Consider the following 20,914-nt stretch of genomic DNA (forward strand, 5'->3'; position numbering starts at 1 on the left):
TCAGCTACGACGCCTTCTTCAACCGCTCGATCGCCTCGAGGATCTTGGCGCGGCGCTCCGTTGCTGCCGCGCGCTTTTCCTTCTCTTCCTCGACGAGCTCTTCCGGCGCGTTGGCGACGAACTTCTCATTGGCGAGCTTGGCATCGACCCGCTTGATGTCGGCGTCGGCCTTGCCGAGCTCCTTCTCCAGCCGCGTACGTTCAGCCGCGAGATCGATCACGCCCTTCAGCGGCAGCGCGACCACCTCGCCGCGGACAAGGAGCTGCACCGCGCCTTCCGGCGGGTGATCGGCGAACGAGATATCCGACAATCGCGCGAGCCGCTTGATGGTGTCGTTCCAGCGCTGCGCGCGGTCCCGCGTCTCGGCGGAGGCGCCCGCGATCACCAGCGGCGTCAGTGTCGACGGCGGGATGTTCATTTCCGCCTTCACCGACCGCATCGCGGTGACGAGATCGACCACCCAGCCGATCTCGGCCTCGGCCGCGGGGTCGCTGAACTCGTCGGCGTCGAGCGCGGCAATGACCGACGGAATGATCGGATCGACCACCGGACCGGCGGTCGCGATCGCGGCCAGCTGCTCGCCGGTCACGCCCGACTTGCGCGGCCAGGACGCCAGCACCAACAGGCCGTCGCGCTTTGCGGTCACCGCCCACAGCTCCTCGGTGATGAAGGGCATGAACGGATGCAGCAGCTTGAGGATCTCGTCGCGGGTCCAGGCGATCATGGCGCGGGTCTCGGCCTTGGCCGCGCCCTCCTCACCCATCAGCACGGGTTTCGCGAGCTCAAGATACCAGTCGCAGAACACGTTCCAGACGAAGCGGTAGATCGCGGCCGCGGCATCGTTGAAGCGATGATCCTCGATCGTCTCGGTGACCTCGCGGGTGACGCGCGAGGTTTCGTGCGCGATCCAGCGGTTCAACGTCTCCTTTGCGCCCTTCGGGTCGAACCCGTCCGGCTTGACGCACTCGTTCATCTCGGCGAAGCGGCAGGCGTTCCAGAACTTGGTCGCGAAATTGCGGTTGGTCTCGACCAGATGCGGCGACAGGCGGATGTCATGGCCTTGCGCCGCCTCGCGGGTCAGCGCGAAGCGCAGCGCGTCAGCGCCGTATTCGTCGATCACGCCGAGCGGGTCGATGACGTTGCCCTTCGACTTCGACATCTTGGCGCCCTTCTCGTCGCGGACGAGGCGGTGGATGTAGACGGTCGAGAACGGCGCCTCCTTCATGAAATGGAGCCCCATCATCATCATGCGGGCGACCCAGAAGAAGATGATGTCGAAGCCGGTAACCAGCGTGTTGGTCGGGTAGTAGCGCGCGACCTCCGGGGTGTCGTCCGGCCAGCCCAGCGTCGAGAACGGCCACAGCGCCGACGAGAACCAGGTGTCGAGCACGTCCTCGTCACGCGTGATGAAGCCCTCGCGCTTGGCGGGGTCGACCGCCATCTCGTGGCCCTGCTCCGGCGTGATGACTTCCTGCTCGACGTAATAGCCGAGCGCGTGGCCGACCGCCTCTTCCTCGGTCTCGGCGACGAACACCTTGCCGTCGGGTCCGTACCACGCCGGGATCTGGTGGCCCCACCAGAGCTGGCGCGAGATGCACCAGGGCTGGATGTTCTCCATCCACTCGAAATAGGTCTTTTCCCAATTCTTCGGCACGAACGTGGTTTCGCCCGAGCGCACCGCCGCGATCGCCGGCTGCGCCAGCGTCTTGGCGTCGACATACCACTGGTCGGTGAGATACGGCTCGATCACGACGCCGGAGCGGTCGCCATGCGGCACCATGTGGGTGTTGGGCTCGATCCGCTCGAGGAAGCCGAACTCCTCCAGCCTTGCGACGATCTTCTTGCGCGCCGCGAAGCGCTCGATCTTGTCGAACTCGGCGGCGAACTCGGCGGCACCCATCGGCAGGCCGCGCAGATAGTCCTCGTTGCCCACCAGGCTGAGGCTGCCTTCCTGATCGAGCACGCTGATCTGCGGCAGGCCATGGCGCTTACCGATCTCGAAGTCGTTGAAGTCGTGCGCCGGCGTCACCTTGACCGCGCCCGAGCCCTTCTCCGGATCGGAATAGTCGTCGGCGACGATCGGAATCCTGCGGCCGACCAGCGGCAGGATGACGTGGTGGCCGACCAGATCGGTGTAACGCTCGTCGTCCGGATGCACCGCGACCCCGGTGTCACCGAGCATGGTTTCGGGGCGCGTCGTCGCGACCACGATGAACGACTTCGGATCGTCGGGGCTGAAGCTGCGGCCCTCGATCGGGTAGCGCAGGTACCAGAGATGGCCCCTGACCTCGACCTGCTGCACTTCGAGATCGGAGATCGCGGTGAGCAGCTTCGGGTCCCAATTGACCAGGCGCTTGTCCTTGTAGATCAAGCCATCGCGGTGCAGCTCGACGAACACCTTGACGACGGCGCGCGACAGGCCCTCGTCCATGGTGAAGCGCTCGCGCGACCAGTCGCAGGAGGCGCCGAGACGCTTGAGCTGGTTGACGATGGTGCCGCCGCTCTCGGCCTTCCATTGCCAGACCCGCTCGAGGAATTTGGCGCGGCCCATGTCGCGCCGGCCCGGCTCCTGCCGTTCCATCAGCTGACGCTCGACCACCATCTGGGTGGCGATGCCGGCGTGATCGGTGCCGGGCTGCCACAGCACGTCGCGGCCGCGCATCCGCTCGAAACGGCACAGGATATCCTGCAACGTGTTGTTGAGCGCGTGTCCCATATGCAGCGAGCCGGTCACATTCGGCGGCGGGATCACGATGGTGAAGGGCGCGGGGTCCTTGCGTTCAGGCCGGCCGGCCTTGAACGCACCGCTCTCCTCCCAGATCCGGGCCATGCGGTGCTCGATATCGGCGGGCTGATAGTTTTTCTCGATCATGACAATGCGCTGTGGACCATGGAAAGGGCTAGAAAGCCGCCGGAGCGCACCAAGTCAACCGGACCGGCACGTCAAAACGGCGTTTAGGGCATTTGGGAAGCTGAATGAGGGCTGCCAGACCCGACGGCGGGAGCCAGCCTCGCGCCCGCGGCGGAGCTAGCGCCCGCGGGATACCCGCTCGATCTCGGCCTTGACGATCCGCTCGACCAGCCCGGGCAGATTGTCGTCCAGCCAGGACTTCAGCATCGGCCGCAGCATCTCCTTGACCAGATCCTCAAGCGTCCGCGCATTGTTGCTCAGCACGGTGTTGGCCAGTGAGTTGAAGGCCGACTCGACGGCCCGCATCGTGGTTCCCGAGATGATCTGCTGCATGGGCGCGCTCTCGATCGCCGGCGGCTCCCGGGCCGGTTCCGGCGCCCGGCTCCGCGCTTCCGTGAACTCGAGGTCGTCCTGCGGCTCGACCTTGCGGAACGACGGCGCGGACGCCGGATCCGGCAGCGCCATCTCGTCGGTGAGTTCGAACACGTCGGCTTCGGGCTGGGCTGCGGGCTGCGGCGAAGGCCTGATCTCGGCTGCGGGCGTCGCCTCGTCGAGGCTGGCGAGCAGCGAGTCGATGTCGTCCTGACTGTTGCTGGCCACCGGTGCCGACGCAGGCGGCGGTGATTTCGGCGCGGGCGCGGCGACCTTCGCGGCCGGTGGCGCTGCGGGCGGCGGGCTCTTCATCGCGGGCTTGGCTGCTGGTGCTGGCTCGACCTTCGGCGGCGGTGCTGCAGCGGCGGCCGCAGGCTTCTCGGCCGCGGCCGGCTTCGCCTCGTCGTCGGCAATGATGCGACGGATCGACGCCAGGATCTCCTCCATCGAGGGCTCTTGGACCTTCGCAGGTTGCGTCATCTCCGACTCCACATCGAAACGATTTTACATCAAGCCCGAGAGGATTCGCCGGTTCCGATGATGCGGGCGGAGATTTTCATTACTCCCGCCCGACTTGTCCCCAGATCAAGCCCGCCCAAGGCTTTGTGCAAGCCTCGTGTCGCCCAATGCAGCGTGATCACAGGTGGCGTCGCACCTGTCACACGCTATGCCGGCGCGCCGCGAATCGCCTTGCTGCCCGACAAAACGGTATGTCAGGCCAATTATCGAATGCAAGCAAACGCGCCTGTTTGTGGTCCTGATTAACTCAGAACCACAAACATGACGCGACAAGCGATGATGATGCGAAGGTGTTTAGCGGCCGTCGGGCGTGCGGACGCCGGCCCAGTTGTCACGAACTTGCTGGTAATGCACGCTCGGATCGTAGACGTTGGTCGAAAGGCCCATCACCTGCGGCGACAAGCGGCCAACTGCGCTCAGCACGTTATAGGACGCGACGACGCGGTCGTGCTGCGCGGTGACCAGCGCGTTGCGCGCGTTGACGAGCGCCTGCTGCGCGTTGAGCACGTCGAGCGTGGTGCGCTGACCGGCCTTGGCTTCTTCGCGCACGCCGTTCAGGGCGATCTCCGACGCGGTCACCTGCGCCTGTGCCGATGCCACCTGCGACTTGCCGGCGACCAGCTGGCCCCATGCGGTGACGACGTTGGCGCGCGCCTGATCGCGGGTCTGTTCGAGCACAAGGCGCTGCTGCGCCAGCGATTCCTTGGACTGGCGGATCAGCGAGTATTCCGCACCGCCCTGGTAGAGCGGCACCGACAGCTGGACCGCCGTTCCCGCGCTGAATGCGCGCTGGCTGATCATGGTCTGCTCGTATTGCTGCTGCACGGACGTTTGCAGATTGACCGACGGGAACAGCGCACCTTCGCTGACCTTGACCTGCAGGAAGTTGACGTCGACGCCGTACATCGCCGAGGTGACGTTCGGATTCTGGGTCAGGCTGAGTTCGACGGCGGATGCAAGCGTCGTTGGCAGGAAGCGGTCAACCGGCGAGCCCGGTGCGAGATTCTGCGGCTCGTTGCCGATGATGCGGCGGAAATTCGATCGCGTCGTCGTCAGGTTCGATTCGGCGGTGAGCTGCTGGGTTTTGCCAGCCGCAAGCTGCGCTTCGGATTGCGCGACGTCGGTCCGCGTCACTTCGCCGACATTGAAACGGTCCTGAGTCTGCTTCAGCGTCTGTTCCAGCACGCGCGTGTTGCTGCGTTGAACTTCGACGATGGCGGAGTCGCGGAGAAAGTCCATGTAGATCGTGGCCGCGCTCAGGATCACGGTTTGCTCGAGCACGCGCAGGCCCTCGCGGGCCGCCGAGACCTGGCTTTCCGCCGCGCGCACCCTGGGCGCTGTCTGCGCGTTGAACAGCGACTGGTTGACCGTGAGGCCTGCGCTCCGCGGCGCGTTGGCGCCATGGATTCCGGTGCGGACAAGATTATTCGCGTCGCCGCCCTGTGTCGTCAGCGTATCGGTGTATTGGTACCCCGCGCTTGCCGTCAGCGCGACTTTCGGGCGGTAGCCCGACAGTGCTTGCGGAACGTTCTCGTCAGTTGACCGCACCTGCGCGCGCTGCGCGTTCAGCTGGGGATTGTTTTGGTAGGACCGCACCAAAGCGGCCTCGATTGTATCGGCGAGTGCGGGCACAGGGCCCATCTCCGCCAACAGAAGGACGGCAGTCGCAGCCGCGGTGACAACCTTCACCCCACGCATCCCCGGAAATCCAATCATTGTAGTCGCCGTCTCCACACGCAAATCAGTCCGGCGGTCGCTTCAGTCGAAGTGAGTCCCGCCTCACCTTAGTCCGCAGCTAGGGCCAACGGAACTACCCCGCAACGGAACACGGTCGAAACTCTTCACATGGGGCAAACGGGCCACACTTCTGATTCGGAACGGGATTTTATCAGCCCGAGCGCCGCGATAGCGTCAGAAGACGAAGGCGGGAAGCCGCTCGAATCCGGGCAAAACGGGGGCCGAGGCGTCGAACAGCTCGCGATGGCCGAAATCCCCGTGCGAGTGCGTCACCAGGGTGGCGCGCGGCGGCGGCAACAGACTGAACACCCCGACCAGCCGGCCCCCCTCCTTGAGCTGGCCGAACAGCCCGGTCGGGACGATTTCAGTGGCACCATTGAGGATAATGACGTCGAACGGGGCACCTGCGGCATCGCCGTCGGCGGCCGCAGCCGTTTTGACGGTGATATTCTGGATCCCGAGCTGGGCGAAGGCTGTGGTCGCCTTTGCGGCAAGCGCCGGATCGCTTTCGGTCGCGCTGACGTCTGCGGCAAAGCGCGCCACGACGGCGGCGGCGTAACCGGTCGCACAGCCGACCACCAGGACGCGGTCGGTGGCCTTGATCTCGGTGGCCTGGAGCATCCGGGCGAGCAGCGCCGGCGTGATCAGGCAGCGCCTCGTCGCACCGCCCTCGGCTACGTCGAGGTCGAGGTCGAGGTAGGCCAGCGCCTGCTTGCCGGCCGGCACGAAGACCTCGCGCGGCACGGTCAGCATGGCATCGAGAATACGATCATCGGTCACGTCGCTCGGACGCACCTGACCATCGACCATATACTGGCGCGCGGTCGAAAAACCGGTCATTGGCGGAGACCCTGCAAGTCGCGGCATTGCCGCTGGAGAAGCTAGAACAGGGCCATCTTTTGGAACAAGCTCCGCCAAAACGCAACACGCCGCTGGCGTGCAAAACGCGCTCCCAAAACGCGCTCCAAGGCGCGGTCTATTCGATCGTGACGGCGAGTCGGCCGATCAGCCGGGCCACTTCATCGAGATGCTCGGAATCATGCTCCTCGACGGCCCTCGCGAGCCGGCGGACGCACTCATCGTCACTGATGTCAGGGGCATCATTCGGAACCAGCGTCGGCTGCGGCATCGACAGGTCGATCAGGTTAATGGCCATCAAAATCACCTCTCAAGACCCGGCGAGAGCAAGTGTCGACGGCTATTGAGTCGATTTGACGACGTTTTCGGCCTGTCCGATGCGGACCACGGGCTTGTGATTGTTAATGAGTGTGATGGGGCCAGACCGAACTGGCTCCCCGGGCTGGATTCGAACCAGCGACCATTCGATTAACAGTCGAATGCTCTACCGCTGAGCTACCGAGGAATAGGCGAACATCCGTTCGCGCGCGGGCAGCGTATAACAAAGCCTTTCGGCCTTGCAAAGAACCAAATGGCCCCTCCGGCGAAACTTTAGCGCGCACGGTAAGCCTCTGCGATACAAGGGCTTACCCATCGCCCGGCGTACTACATACCCAGCCCGCCGGCCCGGTCGCAGCACTTGTGGGCGCCTGGAAACACCGCCAGCGCGGCGATCGGGCCGTGCCTATGATTCGGGTCTCGGGCAGCACGCCCGGCTTCGTGCACAAACGCGGCCGGCTATCGCCCGGCGATGGCAACGATGAACAGCGCGGTCGCCGCCAGCGAGGCAATGGTCCGCACGTGGTTCCAGAAGGTCCAGTCGGTCAGATAGCGCGCCCAAACCGATGCCGCCGACGTGCCGGCAGGATCAGAGGCCGCAAGCTGATCGTTCAGCGGCACATTGAAGACGATGGTCACGACGAACATGCCGACCACGTAGAGGCCGCCGCCGCAAATCATCGCAATCGCGCCCGGCTCCTGCCATCTGAGCCCGCCGAGCACGACCAGCACGGCGCAGGACAGCGTGGTGCCGAGGAACACCGGCATGAACGGCGAGCGGACGATATCGACATTGATCGCGTTCATCGCCGAGATGCCGGCGGCCTGATCGATGCGGCCGAGCGCGGTCATGACGAAAGCCGAGAACGCGAAATAGAGCCCGGCGAGCAGGCCGCAGCCGAGCGCGGAAAACCACAGCAAGCCCGAGGTCAGGATCTGGCGCATCGTTCCGCCTCCAAATGCGAGATATACTCGTATTTGTGAAATGCGATAAACTCTCGTATTAGAGCCGTCAACCCCGATTGCAGGGAAGAAAGAGATGTCGAGACGAAAGGCCGCGCCCGTGGAAGTCCCCCTGCCCGGGCTGGCGCGGCTTGCCCCGACCCAGCAGCGCAGCCGCGAGCGCTTCGAGCGCATCCTTGCCTGCGCGACCGAGATCATGGCGGAAAAGGGCAGCGAGGCTTTCCGCATGAGCGACGTCGTCGCGCGCAGCGGCGTCGCATTCGGCTCGCTCTATCAATATTTCCCGGACAAGGCCGCGATCATCGGCACCCTGGCCGAACGCCATAACGCGGTCGGGCGCGATTGCGTCAGACGCGATCTGGCCACCGTGACGACCGCGCGCGACCTGCACCCGGCGCTTTGCCGGATCGTCGACAGCTACTACGAGATGTTCATGCGCGAGCCTGTCATGCGCGACATCTGGCAGGCGACGCAAGCCGACCGCGCCCTGCAGAAGCTCGATGCGGACGACATGGCCGTGCTCTCCGGCCTGTTGTCCGGTGCGGTCATCCGGATTGCGCCCGACATGCCGAGTGCCACCGTCGCCACGTTCTCGGGACTGACCATGACGCTGATCGCAGCCGCCGTGCGTCATGCGATCACGCTGCCACCAAGGAAGGCGCGGCAGGCGCTGACGCAGTTCAAGTCCATGCTGCCGCACGACCTCGCCGGGCTGACGTAACGGCGCGCAGACGTCGGGAATTTCCTCCGGCCCGAGGCGATAGACAGCGGGTGTCGACGATTTGCGCTGTCCGGGAGCTGCCCGCAGCGCCCAACGCTGCCCACTGGTGAAACCATGTCAGCAAGAGCCGAGGATCGAGGTGGCATGCGATCAACGAGTATCCCGCGACGCACGCCCTCATTGTCACGGCACCCTAAAATTCCTGCGATATTTGACGGCTATGAGTATTGCCGGGAATTCCAGGCAGAGTTTTTCGCAAGATGTGATCTGCCTCACATGAGGTGCGGCCACGCCGACCTAGGTTCCCGAAGGGGTCACCAACGATTTATTAACCAACGCGGGCGCCATCGTTCTTTTCATAAAATTCGAACGAATCGCTCAATCCGGACCGAAGACTGTTTTGCGACCATGGCGCTCTCGAACCTCGGAGAGCGCGATGAGCGAAGTCGAATTTGATCTGCTGCTGGACGCCGTGCGAACGGCGATCGCGCCCATTGCTCAGGAGGATCTTGTGGCTCAGCCCTCGCCCCGCATTCAGCCGCCACCGCGCGCGGCCAATGACAACCAGGCGCCGTGGCCGCTGATTCCATTTCCTGAAGGTTGGTACGCCGCGAGCTAATGCGGCTTCTCATTGATTGGCTGCAAGCCATTGATGAGATGAGTGGAGGCCACGACCAGAATTGAACTGGTGTACACGGTTTTGCAGACCGTTGCGTAACCACTCCGCCACGTGGCCCCTTGCGGCGGACTTCATATACGGCCTCTCTCCGATAGGCAACCGAGCCGGAAGGTAAGGTGCCCTTGTTTGAGCATGATCCTTTCGGAAAACCGTTCGGGCCAGGCTCTAACGCCGGCGCCTCCGGAAATCCCGCTTCTTCGGTTTTGGCGCCAGTTCCGGCAATTTGACCTGCACTTCCCGGAACCTCGCCAGCATCCGCTCGAAACTGCCTGACAACGTTGCGGCAATATCCGGCCGCTTCTGCAGCCCCGCCAGCAGGATCGCGGCCGCCTCGATGGTCGACAGACCGTCGCGGCGCGGTTCCCGCCGCAGTCTGCCGTAGAGCGAGGGCCGTTTCGGTCCGAGAATCACCCGCTGGCACTTCAACATCCAGGCATTGCGCCACCACAGCGCCTTGGCCTGGCTCCAGGTGCCGTCGAGCAGCACGATGCCCTCGATGTCGGCCAGGATGGCACGCTGATGCGGCTCAAGCTCGCCCTTGCGGTTGATCGCGACGATCTCGGCATCGGTCTCGAGGTCCTCGACCTTGGCGGAGCCGAGATAGAGCACCGCCCAGCGCGACGGATCAGGCACCGGCCGGCCAAGCGCCTTGGCAAGGCTCGGCCAGGACAATCCGATCCGCACCACGGCGTTCTCGAAATGCCGCGCCAACAGTCGCGCGGTGCCGAGCGCCCTGTCCTGCTCCTGCGGATGGATCAGGATCAGGAGCTGGATGCGGCTCTCGATCGGCGTGACGCTGTCGCAGATGCACAGCGGCAGTGGCTTGCCGCAATGCGGGCACTCCTCGATCTCGGCGACATCGTCGGTTTTTGCTTCGGTCGGTTCGGACATCGCTCCGCTATACGCTTGCAATCGTGCAATTCAAACTATTCCGCGGGTGCGTGCACGCCTGACGGCTCGCGGCGCTGGCGCAGCCGGTCGATCAGCAGGTAGATCACCGGTGTCGTGTAGAGCGTCAGGATCTGCGACACGAACAGGCCGCCGATGATGGTGATGCCGAGCGGCCGGCGCAGCTCGGTGCCGGGGCCGGTCGCAATGACCAGCGGAATGCCGGCGAACAGCGCGGCCATGGTCGTCATCAGGATGGGACGGAAGCGCGCGCGGCAGGCCTCGAAGATCGCGTCCCGCGACGACAGGCCCTGATGCCGCTCGGCCTCGAGCGCGAAGTCGACCATCATGATGCCGTTCTTCTTGACGATGCCGATCAAGAGGATGATGCCGACGAAGGCGATCACCGTCAGCGGCGTGTTGGTCACCTGCAAGGCGAGCAAGGCGCCGAGGCCGGCCGACGGCAGTGTCGAGATGATCGTGATCGGATGCGCCAGGCTCTCATAGAGCACGCCGAGCACGATATACATCGCGACCAGCGCGCCGAGGATCAGCAGCGGCTGCCGCCCGCTGGTCTTGTTGAAATCGCCGGCATTGCCGTCGAAGCTGCCGCGGATGCCCTCGGGCATGTGCAGCTCGTCGACCGCCTGCTGGATGTTCGTCGTCGCGACCTCCAGCGGCACGTCCGGCAGCAGGTTGAACGACACCGTGGTCGAGGGGAAGCCGCCGGAGTGATAGACCGCGAGCGCCGACAATCCACGCTGGTAGTGCACCAGCGCCGACAGCGGCACCTGCACGTCGTTGGCGCCGGCAACGTAGATGCGCTCGAGGTTCGACGGGTCGCTCTGGAATTTCGGATCGATCTCGAGCACCACCACGTACTGGTTGCGCTGGGTGTAGATGTACGAGATCTGCCGCTGCGAGAAGGCGTTGTTGAGCGCGTTGTCGATGTCCTGCACGCGGACGCCGAGGCTGGAGGCGGTCTTGCGGTCGATCGCGAGGTTGAGCTGCAAGCCGCCGGGATCGCGGTCGGAGGAGACGTCCGTGATGCCCTCCACCGTCTCCATGCGCTTGGCCACGATCGGCGCCCATTTCTGCAACAGCTCGAGGTCGGTCGAGGCGAGCGTGTACTGGTAGTCGGAATCGCTCTGCCGGCCGCCGGTGCGGATGTCCTGGGCGGCGAACATGAACAGGCGGATGCCCGGCACCATGAACAGGTTGCGGCGCAGCCGGTCGATCACCTGCGCGGTCGATAGGCCGCCCCGCTCCTCCGGCGGTTTCAGGCTGATGAACATGGTGCCGCGGTTGGAGGTGGCGCCGCCCGGGCCGCCGCCGGAGCCGACCGACGAGCCGATGCCGGCGACCGCGGGATCGGCCATCACGATGTCGGCGAGCCGCTGCTGCAGCTGAAGCATCGCCTGGAACGAGATGTCCGCCGACGCCCGCGTCGAGCCGATCACGAAGCCGCTGTCGTCGGTCGGAAAATAGCCCTTCGGCGTCTTGATGTAGAGCGTCACCGTCAGCGCGACGGTGGCGAAGAACACCACCAGGGTCAGGAAGGGATAGCCGAGCACAATCCGCAGCGTCGATGCGTAGAACGCCACGACACGGGACAGCGTGCCCTCGATGACGCGGTCGTACCAGGTGGCGTGATCCGAGGTCGCCTCCCTGATGTAATGCGCGCAGATCATCGGCGTGATGGTCAGCGACACCACGGTCGAGACCGCGATCGCGAACACCAGCGTTAGCGAGAATTCGCGCAGCAGCCGCCCGACGATGCCATCCATGAAGATAAGCGGCGTGAAGGCCGCGATCAGCGACAGCGAGATCGACAGCACCGTGAAGCCGATCTGCTTGGCGCCTTCGACGGCGGCCGGATATGGCGCCATGCCCTGCTCGAGATTGCGGTACATGTTCTCGATCATCACGATGGCGTCGTCGACCACGAAGCCGACGGAGATCGCCAGCGCCATCAGCGACAGATTGTCGATCGAGAAGCCGGCGAGCCACATCCCGGCGCAGGTGCCGGCCAGCGCCAGCGGTACCGAGACGCCGGCGGCGATCGTCGGCACCACCCGGCGCAGGAACACGAACACCACAATCATCACAAGCACGGCGGTCGCCAGCAGCGTGAACTGCATGTCCTCGACGCTGGCGCGGATCGTTCCGGTGCGGTCGACCAGGGTCGAAATCTCGACGCCCGCCGGAATCCATTTCCTCAGCTCCGGCAGCAACCTGCGAACGCCGTCGACGGTGTCGATGACGTTGGCGTCGCCCTGCTTGGTAATCTGGATCAGCACCGCCGGCTGCTTGTTGAACCAGGCGATCGAGCGCGAGTTGCGGACGGAATCCTCGACCTCGGCGACGTCGGCGAGGCGGACGAAATTGCCGTTCGAGCTCTTGATGACGATGTCGCGGAACTCGGCCGCGGTGCGCATCTGCTTGTTGATCGAGAGCGTCTCGCTCAGCCGGCCGCCATTGAAGATGCCGACCGGCCCCAGCGGGTTGGCATTGATGATCGCGAGCCGAACGTCGTCGGTCGCGATCCCGGCGTTCGCCAGCGACACCGGATTGAGCGCGATGCGCACCGCCGGCTGGTCGGCGCCGCTGACGGTGACCTCGCCCACTCCCGGCACCTGCGAGATGCGCTGCGCCAGCACCGTGTCGGCGACGTCGTACATCGCGCTGGTCGAGATCGTCTTCGAGGTCAGCGCCAGCACGAATACCGGCGACGCGGCCGGGTTGGCCTTGCGGAACCTGGGCAGCGACGGCAGGTCGCTCGGCAGATCGGCGAGCGAGGCGTTGATCGCGGCCTGCACGTCGCGCGCGGCGCGGTCGATGTTGCGGCCGATCGAGAACTGCACCTGGATGCTGGTGGTGCCGAGCGAGCTCGTCGAGGTGATCTGGTCGACGCCAGAAATGGTGCCGAGCTTGCGCTCCAGCGGTGCGGCGACGGTCGCGGCCATCACCGAGGGATCGGCCCCCGGCCTGGACGCCGACACCCGGATGGTCGGGAAATCGACATTCGGGACCGACGACACCGGCAGGAACTGGTAGGCGACGATCCCGACCAGGAACAGCCCGATCGCAAGCAGTGTGGTGCCCACCGGCCTGCGGATGAAGGGCTCCGAGATCGAGATCACTGCATGCCCTCGGTGGCGCCCGCGATCGGCGGGCCGCTGGGACCCGGCTCCGGCACGGCCCGCTCGATCCGGCGGTTGAGCCGGTCGAGCGCCAGATAGATCACCGGCGTGGTGTAGAGCGTCAGCAGCTGGCTCAGCAGCAGACCGCCGATGATCGAAATGCCGAGCGGGAAGCGCAGTTCGGCGCCGGTGCCGCTTTCGATCGCGAGCGGCAGCGCGCCGAACAGCGCCGCCAGCGTCGTCATCATGATCGGGCGGAAGCGCAGCAGGCAGGCCTGCACGATGGCGTCATAGGACGACATGCCCTGGTGACGCTCGGCCTCCAGCGCGAAGTCGATCATCATGATCGCGTTCTTCTTGACGATGCCCATCAACAGGATGATGCCGATCAGGCCGATCACCGAGAGGTCCTGCCCGCACAGCATCAAGGCGAGGATGGCGCCGACGCCGGCCGAGGGCAGCGTCGACAGGATCGTGATCGGATGGATATAGCTCTCGTAGAGCACGCCGAGCACGATGTAGATCGTGATGATCGCCGCCAGGATCAGCCAGGGCTGCCCGGCGAGCGAGCGCGCGAATTCGGCGGCGTCGCCGGAATAGATCCCGACGATGCTGCCGGGCATCCCGATCCTGCCCTCGATCGCCTTCACCGCCGCGACCGCGTCGCCCAGCGCCTCGCCCGGCGCCAGGTTGAAGCTGAGCGAGACCGACGGGAATTGCGCCTGGTGCGAGATCGCGAGCGGCGCCGTGGTCCGGACCAGCGTCGCCACCGCCGACAGCGGCACCTGCGCGCCGTTGGCGCCGGGCAGATAGAGCTTGTCGAGGATCGACGGGTCGCGCTGATACATCGGCAGCGCTTCGAGCACGACGCGGTACTGGTTGGCCTGGCCGTAGATCGTCGAGATCTGCCGCTGCGCGAAGGCATCGTTCAGCGTGTCGGTGACGCCCTGCAGACTGACGCCGAGCTGGCCGGCACGCTGGCGGTTGACGTCGAGCGCCGCGCGCAAGCCGCCCTCCTGCGCCTCCGAGGAGACATCGCGGAAGATCGGGTCGTGCCGCATCTCGGCGACGAGCTTTTGCGCCCATTGCGAGACCTCGGCGGCGTCGGTGGCGGTCAGCGTGTACTGGTATTGCGAGCGGCTCGACTGGGTCGAGATCTGCACGTCCTGCACCGGCTGGAAGTACACCGTCATGCCGGGCACCGTCGCGACCTTCTGCTTGAGGCGCTCGATCACCTTGACGACGCCCTCGCGCCGCTCGTCGAGCGGCTTCAGCGTCATCACCAGACGGCCGACATTGGTGGTCGGATTGACCGAGCCCGAGCCGATCACCGAGACCACGCCAACCACATCGGGATCGGCCTTGATGATGTCGGAGACCGCGCTCTGCCGCCGCTGCATCTCGGCGAACGAGACGTCGGGACCGGCCTCGGTCACCGCCGTGATCGACGAGGTGTCCTGCAGCGGCAGAAAACCCTTCGGCGCCAGCACATACATGATCAGCGTCAACGCGATGGTCGCGAACGTCACCAGCAGCGTCGCGCGCTGGCGCCGCAGCACCCAGAGCAGCGTCCGATGATAGAACTCCACCATGCGGTCGATGAAACGGCTGACCGCGGCCAGGCCCGGGACCGCCATCTCCTCATGGATGTTCTTGAGCAGCCGCGAACACATCATCGGCGTCAGCGTCAGCGAGACGATCGCCGAGGTCACGACCGCGATCGTCAAGGTGAGCGCGAATTCGCGGAACATGCGGCCAACCAGGCCGGACATGAACAGCAGCGGGATGAACACCGCGATCAGCGACACCGTCAGCGAGATCACGGTGAAGCCGATCTCGCTGGCCCCCTTCAGCGAGGCCTCCATCACCGTCTCGCCGCCTTCCATGTGGCGGACGATGTTCTCGATCATGACGATGGCGTCGTCGACCACAAACCCGGTTCCGATGGTCAGCGCCATCAGCGACAGATTGTCGAGGCTGAAGCCCGCGAAATACATGATGCCGAAGCTCGTGATCAGCGACAGCGGCAGCGCGACGCCAGCGATCAGGGTCGCCCGCAGCGATCGCAGGAACAGGAGTACCACCAGTGTCACCAGCACGACGCTCAGGATGAGCGTGAACTGGACATCGCGCACCGAGGCGCGGATCGTCACGGTACGGTCGGAGACGATGGTCAGCTTGACGCCGGCCGGGACCGCCCGCTGCAGCCGCGGGATTTCGCCGCGGATCTGCTTGACGACGTCGATGACGTTGGCGCCCGGCTGGCGCTGGATGTCGATGATGACGGCCGGCGTGCCCTGGTACCAGCCGCCGGTGCGGTCGTTCTCCAGCCCGTCGACGATCTGGGCGACGTCGCCGATCGTGACCGGCGAGCCGTTGCGATAGGCGATGATGATCGGCCGGTAGGCGTCGGCGGCGGCGATCTGGTCGTTGGCGGCGATGGTGTAGGATTGCTGGGCGCCGTCGAGCGAACCCTTCGGCCCCGACACGTTGGCGCCGGCGATCGCGTTTCGCAAATCCTCCATCGCGATGCCATAGGCCGCAAGCCGGGCCAGATCGGCCTGCACGCGCACCGCCGGCTTGAGACCGCCGAGGATCGAGACCCGGCCGACGCCGGAAATCTGGCTCAACCGTTGGCCCAGGATGGTATCGGCGAGATCGCTCATCGCCCGCAGCGAGATCGTGTCCGAGGTCAGCGCCAGCGTCATGACAGGCGCGTCCGCCGGGTTCACCTTGGCGTAGACCGGCGGATACGGCAGCGTCTTCGGCAAAATGCCGGCGGCGGCGTTGATCGCGGCCTGCACATCCTGCGTGGCGCCGTCGATGTCGCGGTTGAGATCGAACTGCAGCGAGATCTGGCTGACGCCGAACGAGCTGGTCGAGTTCATCGACGACAGCGACGGGATCTGCCCGAGCTGCCGCTCCAGCGGCGCCGTGATCAGCGAAGCCACCACGTCGGGGCTGGCGCCGGGCAGTTGCGTCGTCACCTGCACGGTCGGGAAGTCGACCTGCGGCAGCGCGGAGACCGGCAGCGCCCAATAGCCAAGCGCACCGCCGATCATCAGGGCGATGCCGAGCAGCGAGGTGGCGATCGGCCGGCGGATGAACGGTTCGGAGACGCTCATGGCTGCGTGCTCGCTGTTGGGTCGGACATTACGAGGTCAGGATGCCGGTCATGGCTGCGCCTTCGGCGCGCCGCCCGACTGTTCGCCCCCTGCCGCCGGCGCGGGCGCCGGTCCGGTCTGCCCCTTCTGATCGCCTTCGCTATGCTCGTGCCGGCCGCGATGCTCGCCGTCCTTGCCCTGCCAGTCTTTCTTACCGTCCTTGCCTTGATCCTTCCCTTGCCCTTCGCCTTGACCAGCGCCGCGCTTGCCGTCGGGATTGCGGCTGCGCTTGCGCGGCGCGAGATCGGCGGCCGGCGGCCCGTCGTCCTTGCCGACCACGACCTTCGCGCCATCGGCGAGATTGGCAAAGCCGGTCGTCACGACACGGTCCGACGTGGTCAGGCCGCTGGCGATGACGGCCTCATGCTCGTTCTGCTGGGTGACCGTGACCGGCTTGGCGGTGACGATGTCGCCCTCGCCGATCACGTAGCTGAAGGTGCCGGCCGGACCGCGCTGCACCGCCGAGGTCGGCACCACGATCGCCTGCGGCAGGGTCTCGACCTTGAGCCGCACATTGACGAACTGGCCGGGCCAGAGCTGGTAGCTGGCATTGGGGAATTCGGCCTTCAGCTTCAGCGTGCCGGTGGTCGGATCGACCTGGTTGTCGATGCCGGTCAGCTTGCCGGTATCGATCACGGTGACGCCGTCATTGCCGAACACGTCGACCGCGAGCTGGCCCTTCGCCGCCGCTGCGTTCACCCGCATGATCTGCTGTTGCGGCAGGCTGAACCACACGGCGATCGGCTGCAGCTGGGTCAGGATCACGAGCCCGGTGGTGTCGGAGGCGTGGATGATGTTGCCCTGGTCGACCTGGCGCAAGCCGGCGCGCCCGGAGATCGGCGCCACGATCTTGGTGTAGCCCAGCGTGGCTCGCATGTTGTCGATCTGGGCCTGATCGGCCTTGATGATGGCCTGCTGCTGCGCCACCAGCGCGCGTTGTGTATCGGCCTGCTGCTTGGAGCCCGCATTGCTGGCGGCGAGCTGCTCATAGCGGGCAAGATCGATCTTCTGGTTGGCGAGCAGCGCCTCGTCCTTGGCTTTCGTGGCGACCGCCTGATCGTACTGCGCCTGATAGATCGCAGGATCGATCTCGCCGAGCACGTCACCCTTCTTGACGTCCTGCCCCTCGACGAAGTTCACCGCGATCAGCTTGCCGTCGACCTGGGAACGCACGGTAACCGTGTTCAACGCCCTCACCGAACCGACGCCGTCGAGATAGACCGGTACGTCCTGCACATGCGGCATCGCCGCAAGCACCGGCACCGGCAGATCAGGCCGCCCGCCCGCGCTGCGCCCGCCGCCACCGTTTTGCTTGGGCTGGAAGGCGAGCCAGCCGAGATAGCCGAGGCCGCCCAGGATCACGAGCGTGATGAGCAAGGACACCATGCGCCCAAGCAGGCGCGAGAGAAGGCTCCGCTTGCGCGGCGCCGTGCGTTTCTCGTCGTCCGTCGAGTCGGGCTTAAAGAGCATCGACCGGTCTTTCCATCTTCGGTTCCCAGCCGCCCCCTAATGCCTGATATAGGCTCACGATCGCCAATAGCCGGGCCAGTTGGGCCTGCGAATAGGCATCTTCCGCCTGGAATAGGGTCAGCTGCGTGTTTAGCACAGTTACGATATCGGCGGTGCCGGCCTTGAGCTGCTGCTCGGCGAGGTCGAAGGCCCGCCTTGACGACGACAGCACGTCGCGCTGCAGCTGCAACCGCCGCGTGGTCTCGCGGATCGCGACCAGCGCATTGTCGACGTCGGTGAACGACTGCACCACCGTCTTGCGGTAGGTCTGCAGCAACTCGTCCTGCTTGGCCTTGGTGTATTCGAAATTGCCGAGGATCCGGCCGCCGTCGAAGATCGGCTGGGTCATGCTGCCGACCAGGTTGAAGAAGGCGGCATGCGGCTGGAACAGCGAGACCAGCGCCTGGCTCTGGTAGCCGCCCGTTCCGGTCAGCTGGATGCTCGGGAAGAACTGCGCCCGCGCGCTGCCGACATTGGCGGTGGCGGATGCAAGCTGCGCTTCCTGCCGGCGGATATCGGGACGCTGGGTCAGCAATTCAGACGGCAGGCCCGGCGTGACGCGCGGGATCGCGACGGCGTTGAGCGAGCCGCCGGAGACGCGCACGCTTTCCGGCGGCCGCGACACCAGCACCGCGAGCGCGTTGATATTCTGGTCGAGCGTCTGCCGCAGCGGCGGCACCAGCGCGCGCTGGTTGGCGAGCACGCTCTCCTGCTGCGCGACGTCGAGATCGGAGCCGGTGCCGGCCTTGAAGCGCTCCTTGATCGCATTAAGGATGCGCTCGGCGCTGGCGATGTTGCGCTGCGCGGTGCGCAGCCGGTCCTGCGTCGCGAGCACCGTGAAATAGGCATTGGCGACGCTCGCCAGCGTGGTCAGCGCCACCACCTCGCGATCGAACCGGTTGGCAACGGCGGTCTCCTCCGCCGCCTGCGCGGCGTCGCGGTTCTGGCCCCAGAAGTCGAGCTGATAGCTCGCGCTCAGCGAGGCATTGTAGTTCACCACCTCGCGCCCGCCATTGGTGAGGCCGCTGGCGCTGGAGCCTGAGGTGCGCGAGTAGGTTTCCGATCCGTTGAGGTTGAGGGTCGGCAGCAGCGCCGCGCCGGCCTGCCGCGCCAGCGCGTCGGCCTGGCGGAAGCGCGCAACCGCAGCGGCAATGTCGAGGTTGACGGTCTGCGCCTCCTCCATCAGCTGGGTCAGCTCCCTGGAGCGGAAGCCCCGCCACCAATCGAGCGTCGGAAGCGCGTCGCCCGGCCGGCCGAGACGCGCGGCCTTGTAGCCCTGCGGCACATCGAGCGCCGGATCAGGGATGTCCTGGGTCAGAATGCAGCCGGCAGAACCAGCAACCAGGCCAAGCGCAACAAGCGAGCGTCCCGCGAGCCGGCGCGCGCGGACGGCGAGGCCGAACCGGCCTCCAGGCACCATCACGGGTACGGGCTGGGTCACACCCATTCTCCGCCGAAGCCAGACCTCGCCCGTGGCGCACGAATGACGCGTTCAGCGATGGTCTGGGTGACGTTCACGGGGGTATGCTTCCAATGGAACCTGCCTGTCCCATCCTACCCTTGGGACAATGGGGCGGACAGCCCCGTCACGATTGCGTGGCGTCGCATCGCAAGCGATTCGTGGCTACCTTGAATGCCGACTTTTCCCTATTTTTTACGGCATTTCCGCGCATTTCGGCCCGTGCCGGAAGTCACGATTCTTACAAAGATTTCATGGGGATTTCTCGGCTCCTGTTGCATTGAATCCGCAAGATGTGCCGGCGCGGCGCGAAAGTCGCGCCACCGCGCACCGCGCCGTCAGGTCTCGATCGGCCTGGAGCGCGCAACTCATGCAAAACCGCGGACCACAGGATGATTCTGCTGGCCGACCCGACCGCCGAAAAACGGCGTTCTCCCCAAGTCCGCAACATTCGCGCTTGTGAGGTCAAGCGTGTTGAACCCGCCTCTTGCCGCAGTGCAAAAGCCCTTCCCTTTTTCGATCAGCACACTAGGTTCGCCAAGCAAGACACAGACCGGCAAAGAAATTCCCCGACATGATATTCAACAAAGACGTCATCGAAGCGATCGGCAACACCCCGCTCATCAAGCTGAAACGCGCGTCCGAACTGACCGGCTGCACCATTCTCGGCAAGGCCGAATTCATGAACCCGGGCCAGTCGGTGAAGGATCGTGCCGGCAAATGGATGATCCTGGAGGCCGAGAGGCGCGGCGCGCTGAAGCCCGGCGGCCTCGTGGTCGAGTCGACCGCAGGCAATACCGGGATCGGGCTTGCCGTCGTGGCGAGTGCGCGCGGCTATCGCACCCTGATCGTCATTCCTGAGACGCAGAGCCAGGAAAAGAAGGACATGCTGCGGCTGTGCGGCGCCGAACTCGTCGAGGCGCCGGCGCTGCCCTTCGCCAATCCGAACAACTATCAGCATCTCGGCAAGCGTCTTGCCGAGCAGCTGCGCAAGACCGAACCGAACGGCGTGCTGTTCGCCGACCAGTGGAACAACCTCGACAATCCCAAGGCGCACTACGACTCGACCGGACCGGAAATCTGGCAGCAGACCGACGGCAAGGTCGACGGCTTCATCTGCTCGGTCGGCACCGGCGGCACGCTTGCCGGCGTCAGCCGCTACCTGAAAGAAAAGAACCCGGCCATCATCACGGCCTGCGCCGATCCGCACGGCTTCGGAATGTACGAACTGTTCAAGAATGGGCAGGTCAAATCGACGCCGGGCGACTCGATCACGGAAGGCATCGGGCTCGGACGCGTCACGCCTGTGGTCGAGACGGCGAAGGTCGACACCGCGTTCCTGATCTCCGACGAGGAAGCCGTGACCATCATCTATGAGCTGCTGGAGCACGAAGGCCTGTGCCTCGGCGGCTCGACCGGCGTCAACATCGCGGGCGCGATCCAGCTCGCCAAGCAGCTCGGCCCCGGCAAGACCATCGTCACCATCCTCTGCGACTCCGGCAACCGCTATCAGTCCAAGCTGTTCAACCCGGCCTTCATGCGTTCGAAGAATTTGCCGGTCCCGGAATGGCTGGAAAAGCGCAGCAAGATCGAGCTGCCGCTGGTGTAACGAACCGCGTCCCCGCAGACGTCATTGCGAGGAGCTATTGCGACGAAGCAATCCATGCTTCCGA

General features: G+C 65.3%; 14 protein-coding genes and 2 tRNA genes. 3 read left to right on the forward strand and 13 right to left on the reverse strand.

Annotation, left to right across the window (positions count from 1 at the left end; translation table 11 throughout):
- Positions 1-4 precede the first annotated feature (4 nt).
- From QJT82_RS18335 to QJT82_RS18365, 7 genes are all read right to left on the reverse strand, one after another.
- Entirely contained in the window at positions 5-2,872 is a 2,868-nt protein-coding gene (locus tag QJT82_RS18335) for a valine--tRNA ligase (RefSeq protein ID WP_028339774.1), read from the reverse strand.
- Between the two features lie 156 nt (positions 2,873-3,028).
- The gene (locus QJT82_RS18340) at positions 3,029-3,763 is read right to left on the reverse strand and encodes a DUF2497 domain-containing protein (protein WP_028339773.1); all 735 of its coding nucleotides are present in this window, start codon (positions 3,761-3,763) and stop codon (positions 3,029-3,031) included.
- Positions 3,764-4,096: 333 nt separating this feature from the next.
- On the reverse strand, positions 4,097-5,500 hold the full coding sequence (locus QJT82_RS18345; RefSeq protein WP_028339772.1) for a TolC family outer membrane protein: 1,404 nt from the start codon (positions 5,498-5,500) through the stop codon (positions 4,097-4,099).
- Between the two features lie 213 nt (positions 5,501-5,713).
- Entirely contained in the window at positions 5,714-6,379 is a 666-nt protein-coding gene (locus tag QJT82_RS18350; RefSeq protein WP_028339771.1) for a protein-L-isoaspartate O-methyltransferase, read from the reverse strand.
- 136 nt (positions 6,380-6,515) lie between these two features.
- Positions 6,516-6,695: a hypothetical protein gene (locus tag QJT82_RS18355; protein WP_016842100.1), complete on the reverse strand. Its 180-nt coding sequence runs from the start codon at positions 6,693-6,695 to the stop codon at positions 6,516-6,518.
- Positions 6,696-6,827: 132 nt separating this feature from the next.
- Positions 6,828-6,902 (reverse strand) — tRNA-Asn (locus QJT82_RS18360).
- Positions 6,903-7,174: 272 nt separating this feature from the next.
- Positions 7,175-7,660 carry an anthrone oxygenase family protein gene (locus tag QJT82_RS18365; RefSeq protein ID WP_028339770.1) on the reverse strand — a complete coding sequence of 162 codons (486 nt, stop codon included), beginning with the start codon at positions 7,658-7,660 and terminating at the stop codon, positions 7,175-7,177.
- 94 nt (positions 7,661-7,754) lie between these two features.
- On the opposite strand from QJT82_RS18365, the gene QJT82_RS18370 reads away from it, so the two are divergent.
- Positions 7,755-8,399, forward strand: coding sequence for a TetR family transcriptional regulator (locus QJT82_RS18370; RefSeq protein WP_028339769.1), 645 nt, complete (start codon positions 7,755-7,757; stop codon positions 8,397-8,399).
- Between the two features lie 436 nt (positions 8,400-8,835).
- Positions 8,836-9,018 (forward strand): hypothetical protein, encoded by a 183-nt coding sequence (locus QJT82_RS18375; protein ID WP_016842103.1) that lies wholly within the window; start codon positions 8,836-8,838, stop codon positions 9,016-9,018.
- A gap of 43 nt (positions 9,019-9,061) precedes the next feature.
- On the opposite strand, the gene QJT82_RS18380 is transcribed toward QJT82_RS18375, so the two are convergent.
- The 6 genes from QJT82_RS18380 to QJT82_RS18405 all read right to left on the reverse strand — a co-directional run bounded on the left by QJT82_RS18380 (position 9,062) and on the right by QJT82_RS18405 (position 19,229).
- A tRNA-Cys gene (locus QJT82_RS18380) sits at positions 9,062-9,135 on the reverse strand.
- 108 nt (positions 9,136-9,243) lie between these two features.
- Positions 9,244-9,969 carry a tRNA-uridine aminocarboxypropyltransferase gene (locus QJT82_RS18385; protein ID WP_028339768.1) on the reverse strand — a complete coding sequence of 242 codons (726 nt, stop codon included), beginning with the start codon at positions 9,967-9,969 and terminating at the stop codon, positions 9,244-9,246.
- Positions 9,970-10,004: 35 nt separating this feature from the next.
- Positions 10,005-13,109, reverse strand: coding sequence for an efflux RND transporter permease subunit (locus QJT82_RS18390; protein WP_028339767.1), 3,105 nt, complete (start codon positions 13,107-13,109; stop codon positions 10,005-10,007).
- A complete protein-coding gene (locus QJT82_RS18395) occupies positions 13,106-16,234 on the reverse strand; it encodes an efflux RND transporter permease subunit (protein ID WP_028339766.1) in 3,129 nt (1,042 codons plus the stop codon). Before QJT82_RS18395 ends, QJT82_RS18390 begins: the two co-directional genes overlap by 4 nt.
- Positions 16,235-16,282: 48 nt before the next feature.
- Entirely contained in the window at positions 16,283-17,743 is a 1,461-nt protein-coding gene (locus QJT82_RS18400; RefSeq protein ID WP_028339765.1) for an efflux RND transporter periplasmic adaptor subunit, read from the reverse strand.
- Positions 17,733-19,229 (reverse strand): efflux transporter outer membrane subunit, encoded by a 1,497-nt coding sequence (locus tag QJT82_RS18405; RefSeq protein ID WP_028339764.1) that lies wholly within the window; start codon positions 19,227-19,229, stop codon positions 17,733-17,735. Before QJT82_RS18405 ends, QJT82_RS18400 begins: the two co-directional genes overlap by 11 nt.
- Positions 19,230-19,815: 586 nt before the next feature.
- On the opposite strand from QJT82_RS18405, the gene QJT82_RS18410 reads away from it, so the two are divergent.
- Complete coding sequence (locus QJT82_RS18410) at positions 19,816-20,850, forward strand: cysteine synthase A (protein WP_028339763.1); 1,035 nt, start codon at positions 19,816-19,818, stop codon at positions 20,848-20,850.
- The last annotated feature ends 64 nt before the right edge of the window (positions 20,851-20,914 follow it).

The sequence above is a fragment of the Bradyrhizobium sp. Mp19 genome, assembly GCF_029952935.1.
GTDB lineage: Bacteria > Pseudomonadota > Alphaproteobacteria > Rhizobiales > Xanthobacteraceae > Bradyrhizobium > Bradyrhizobium elkanii.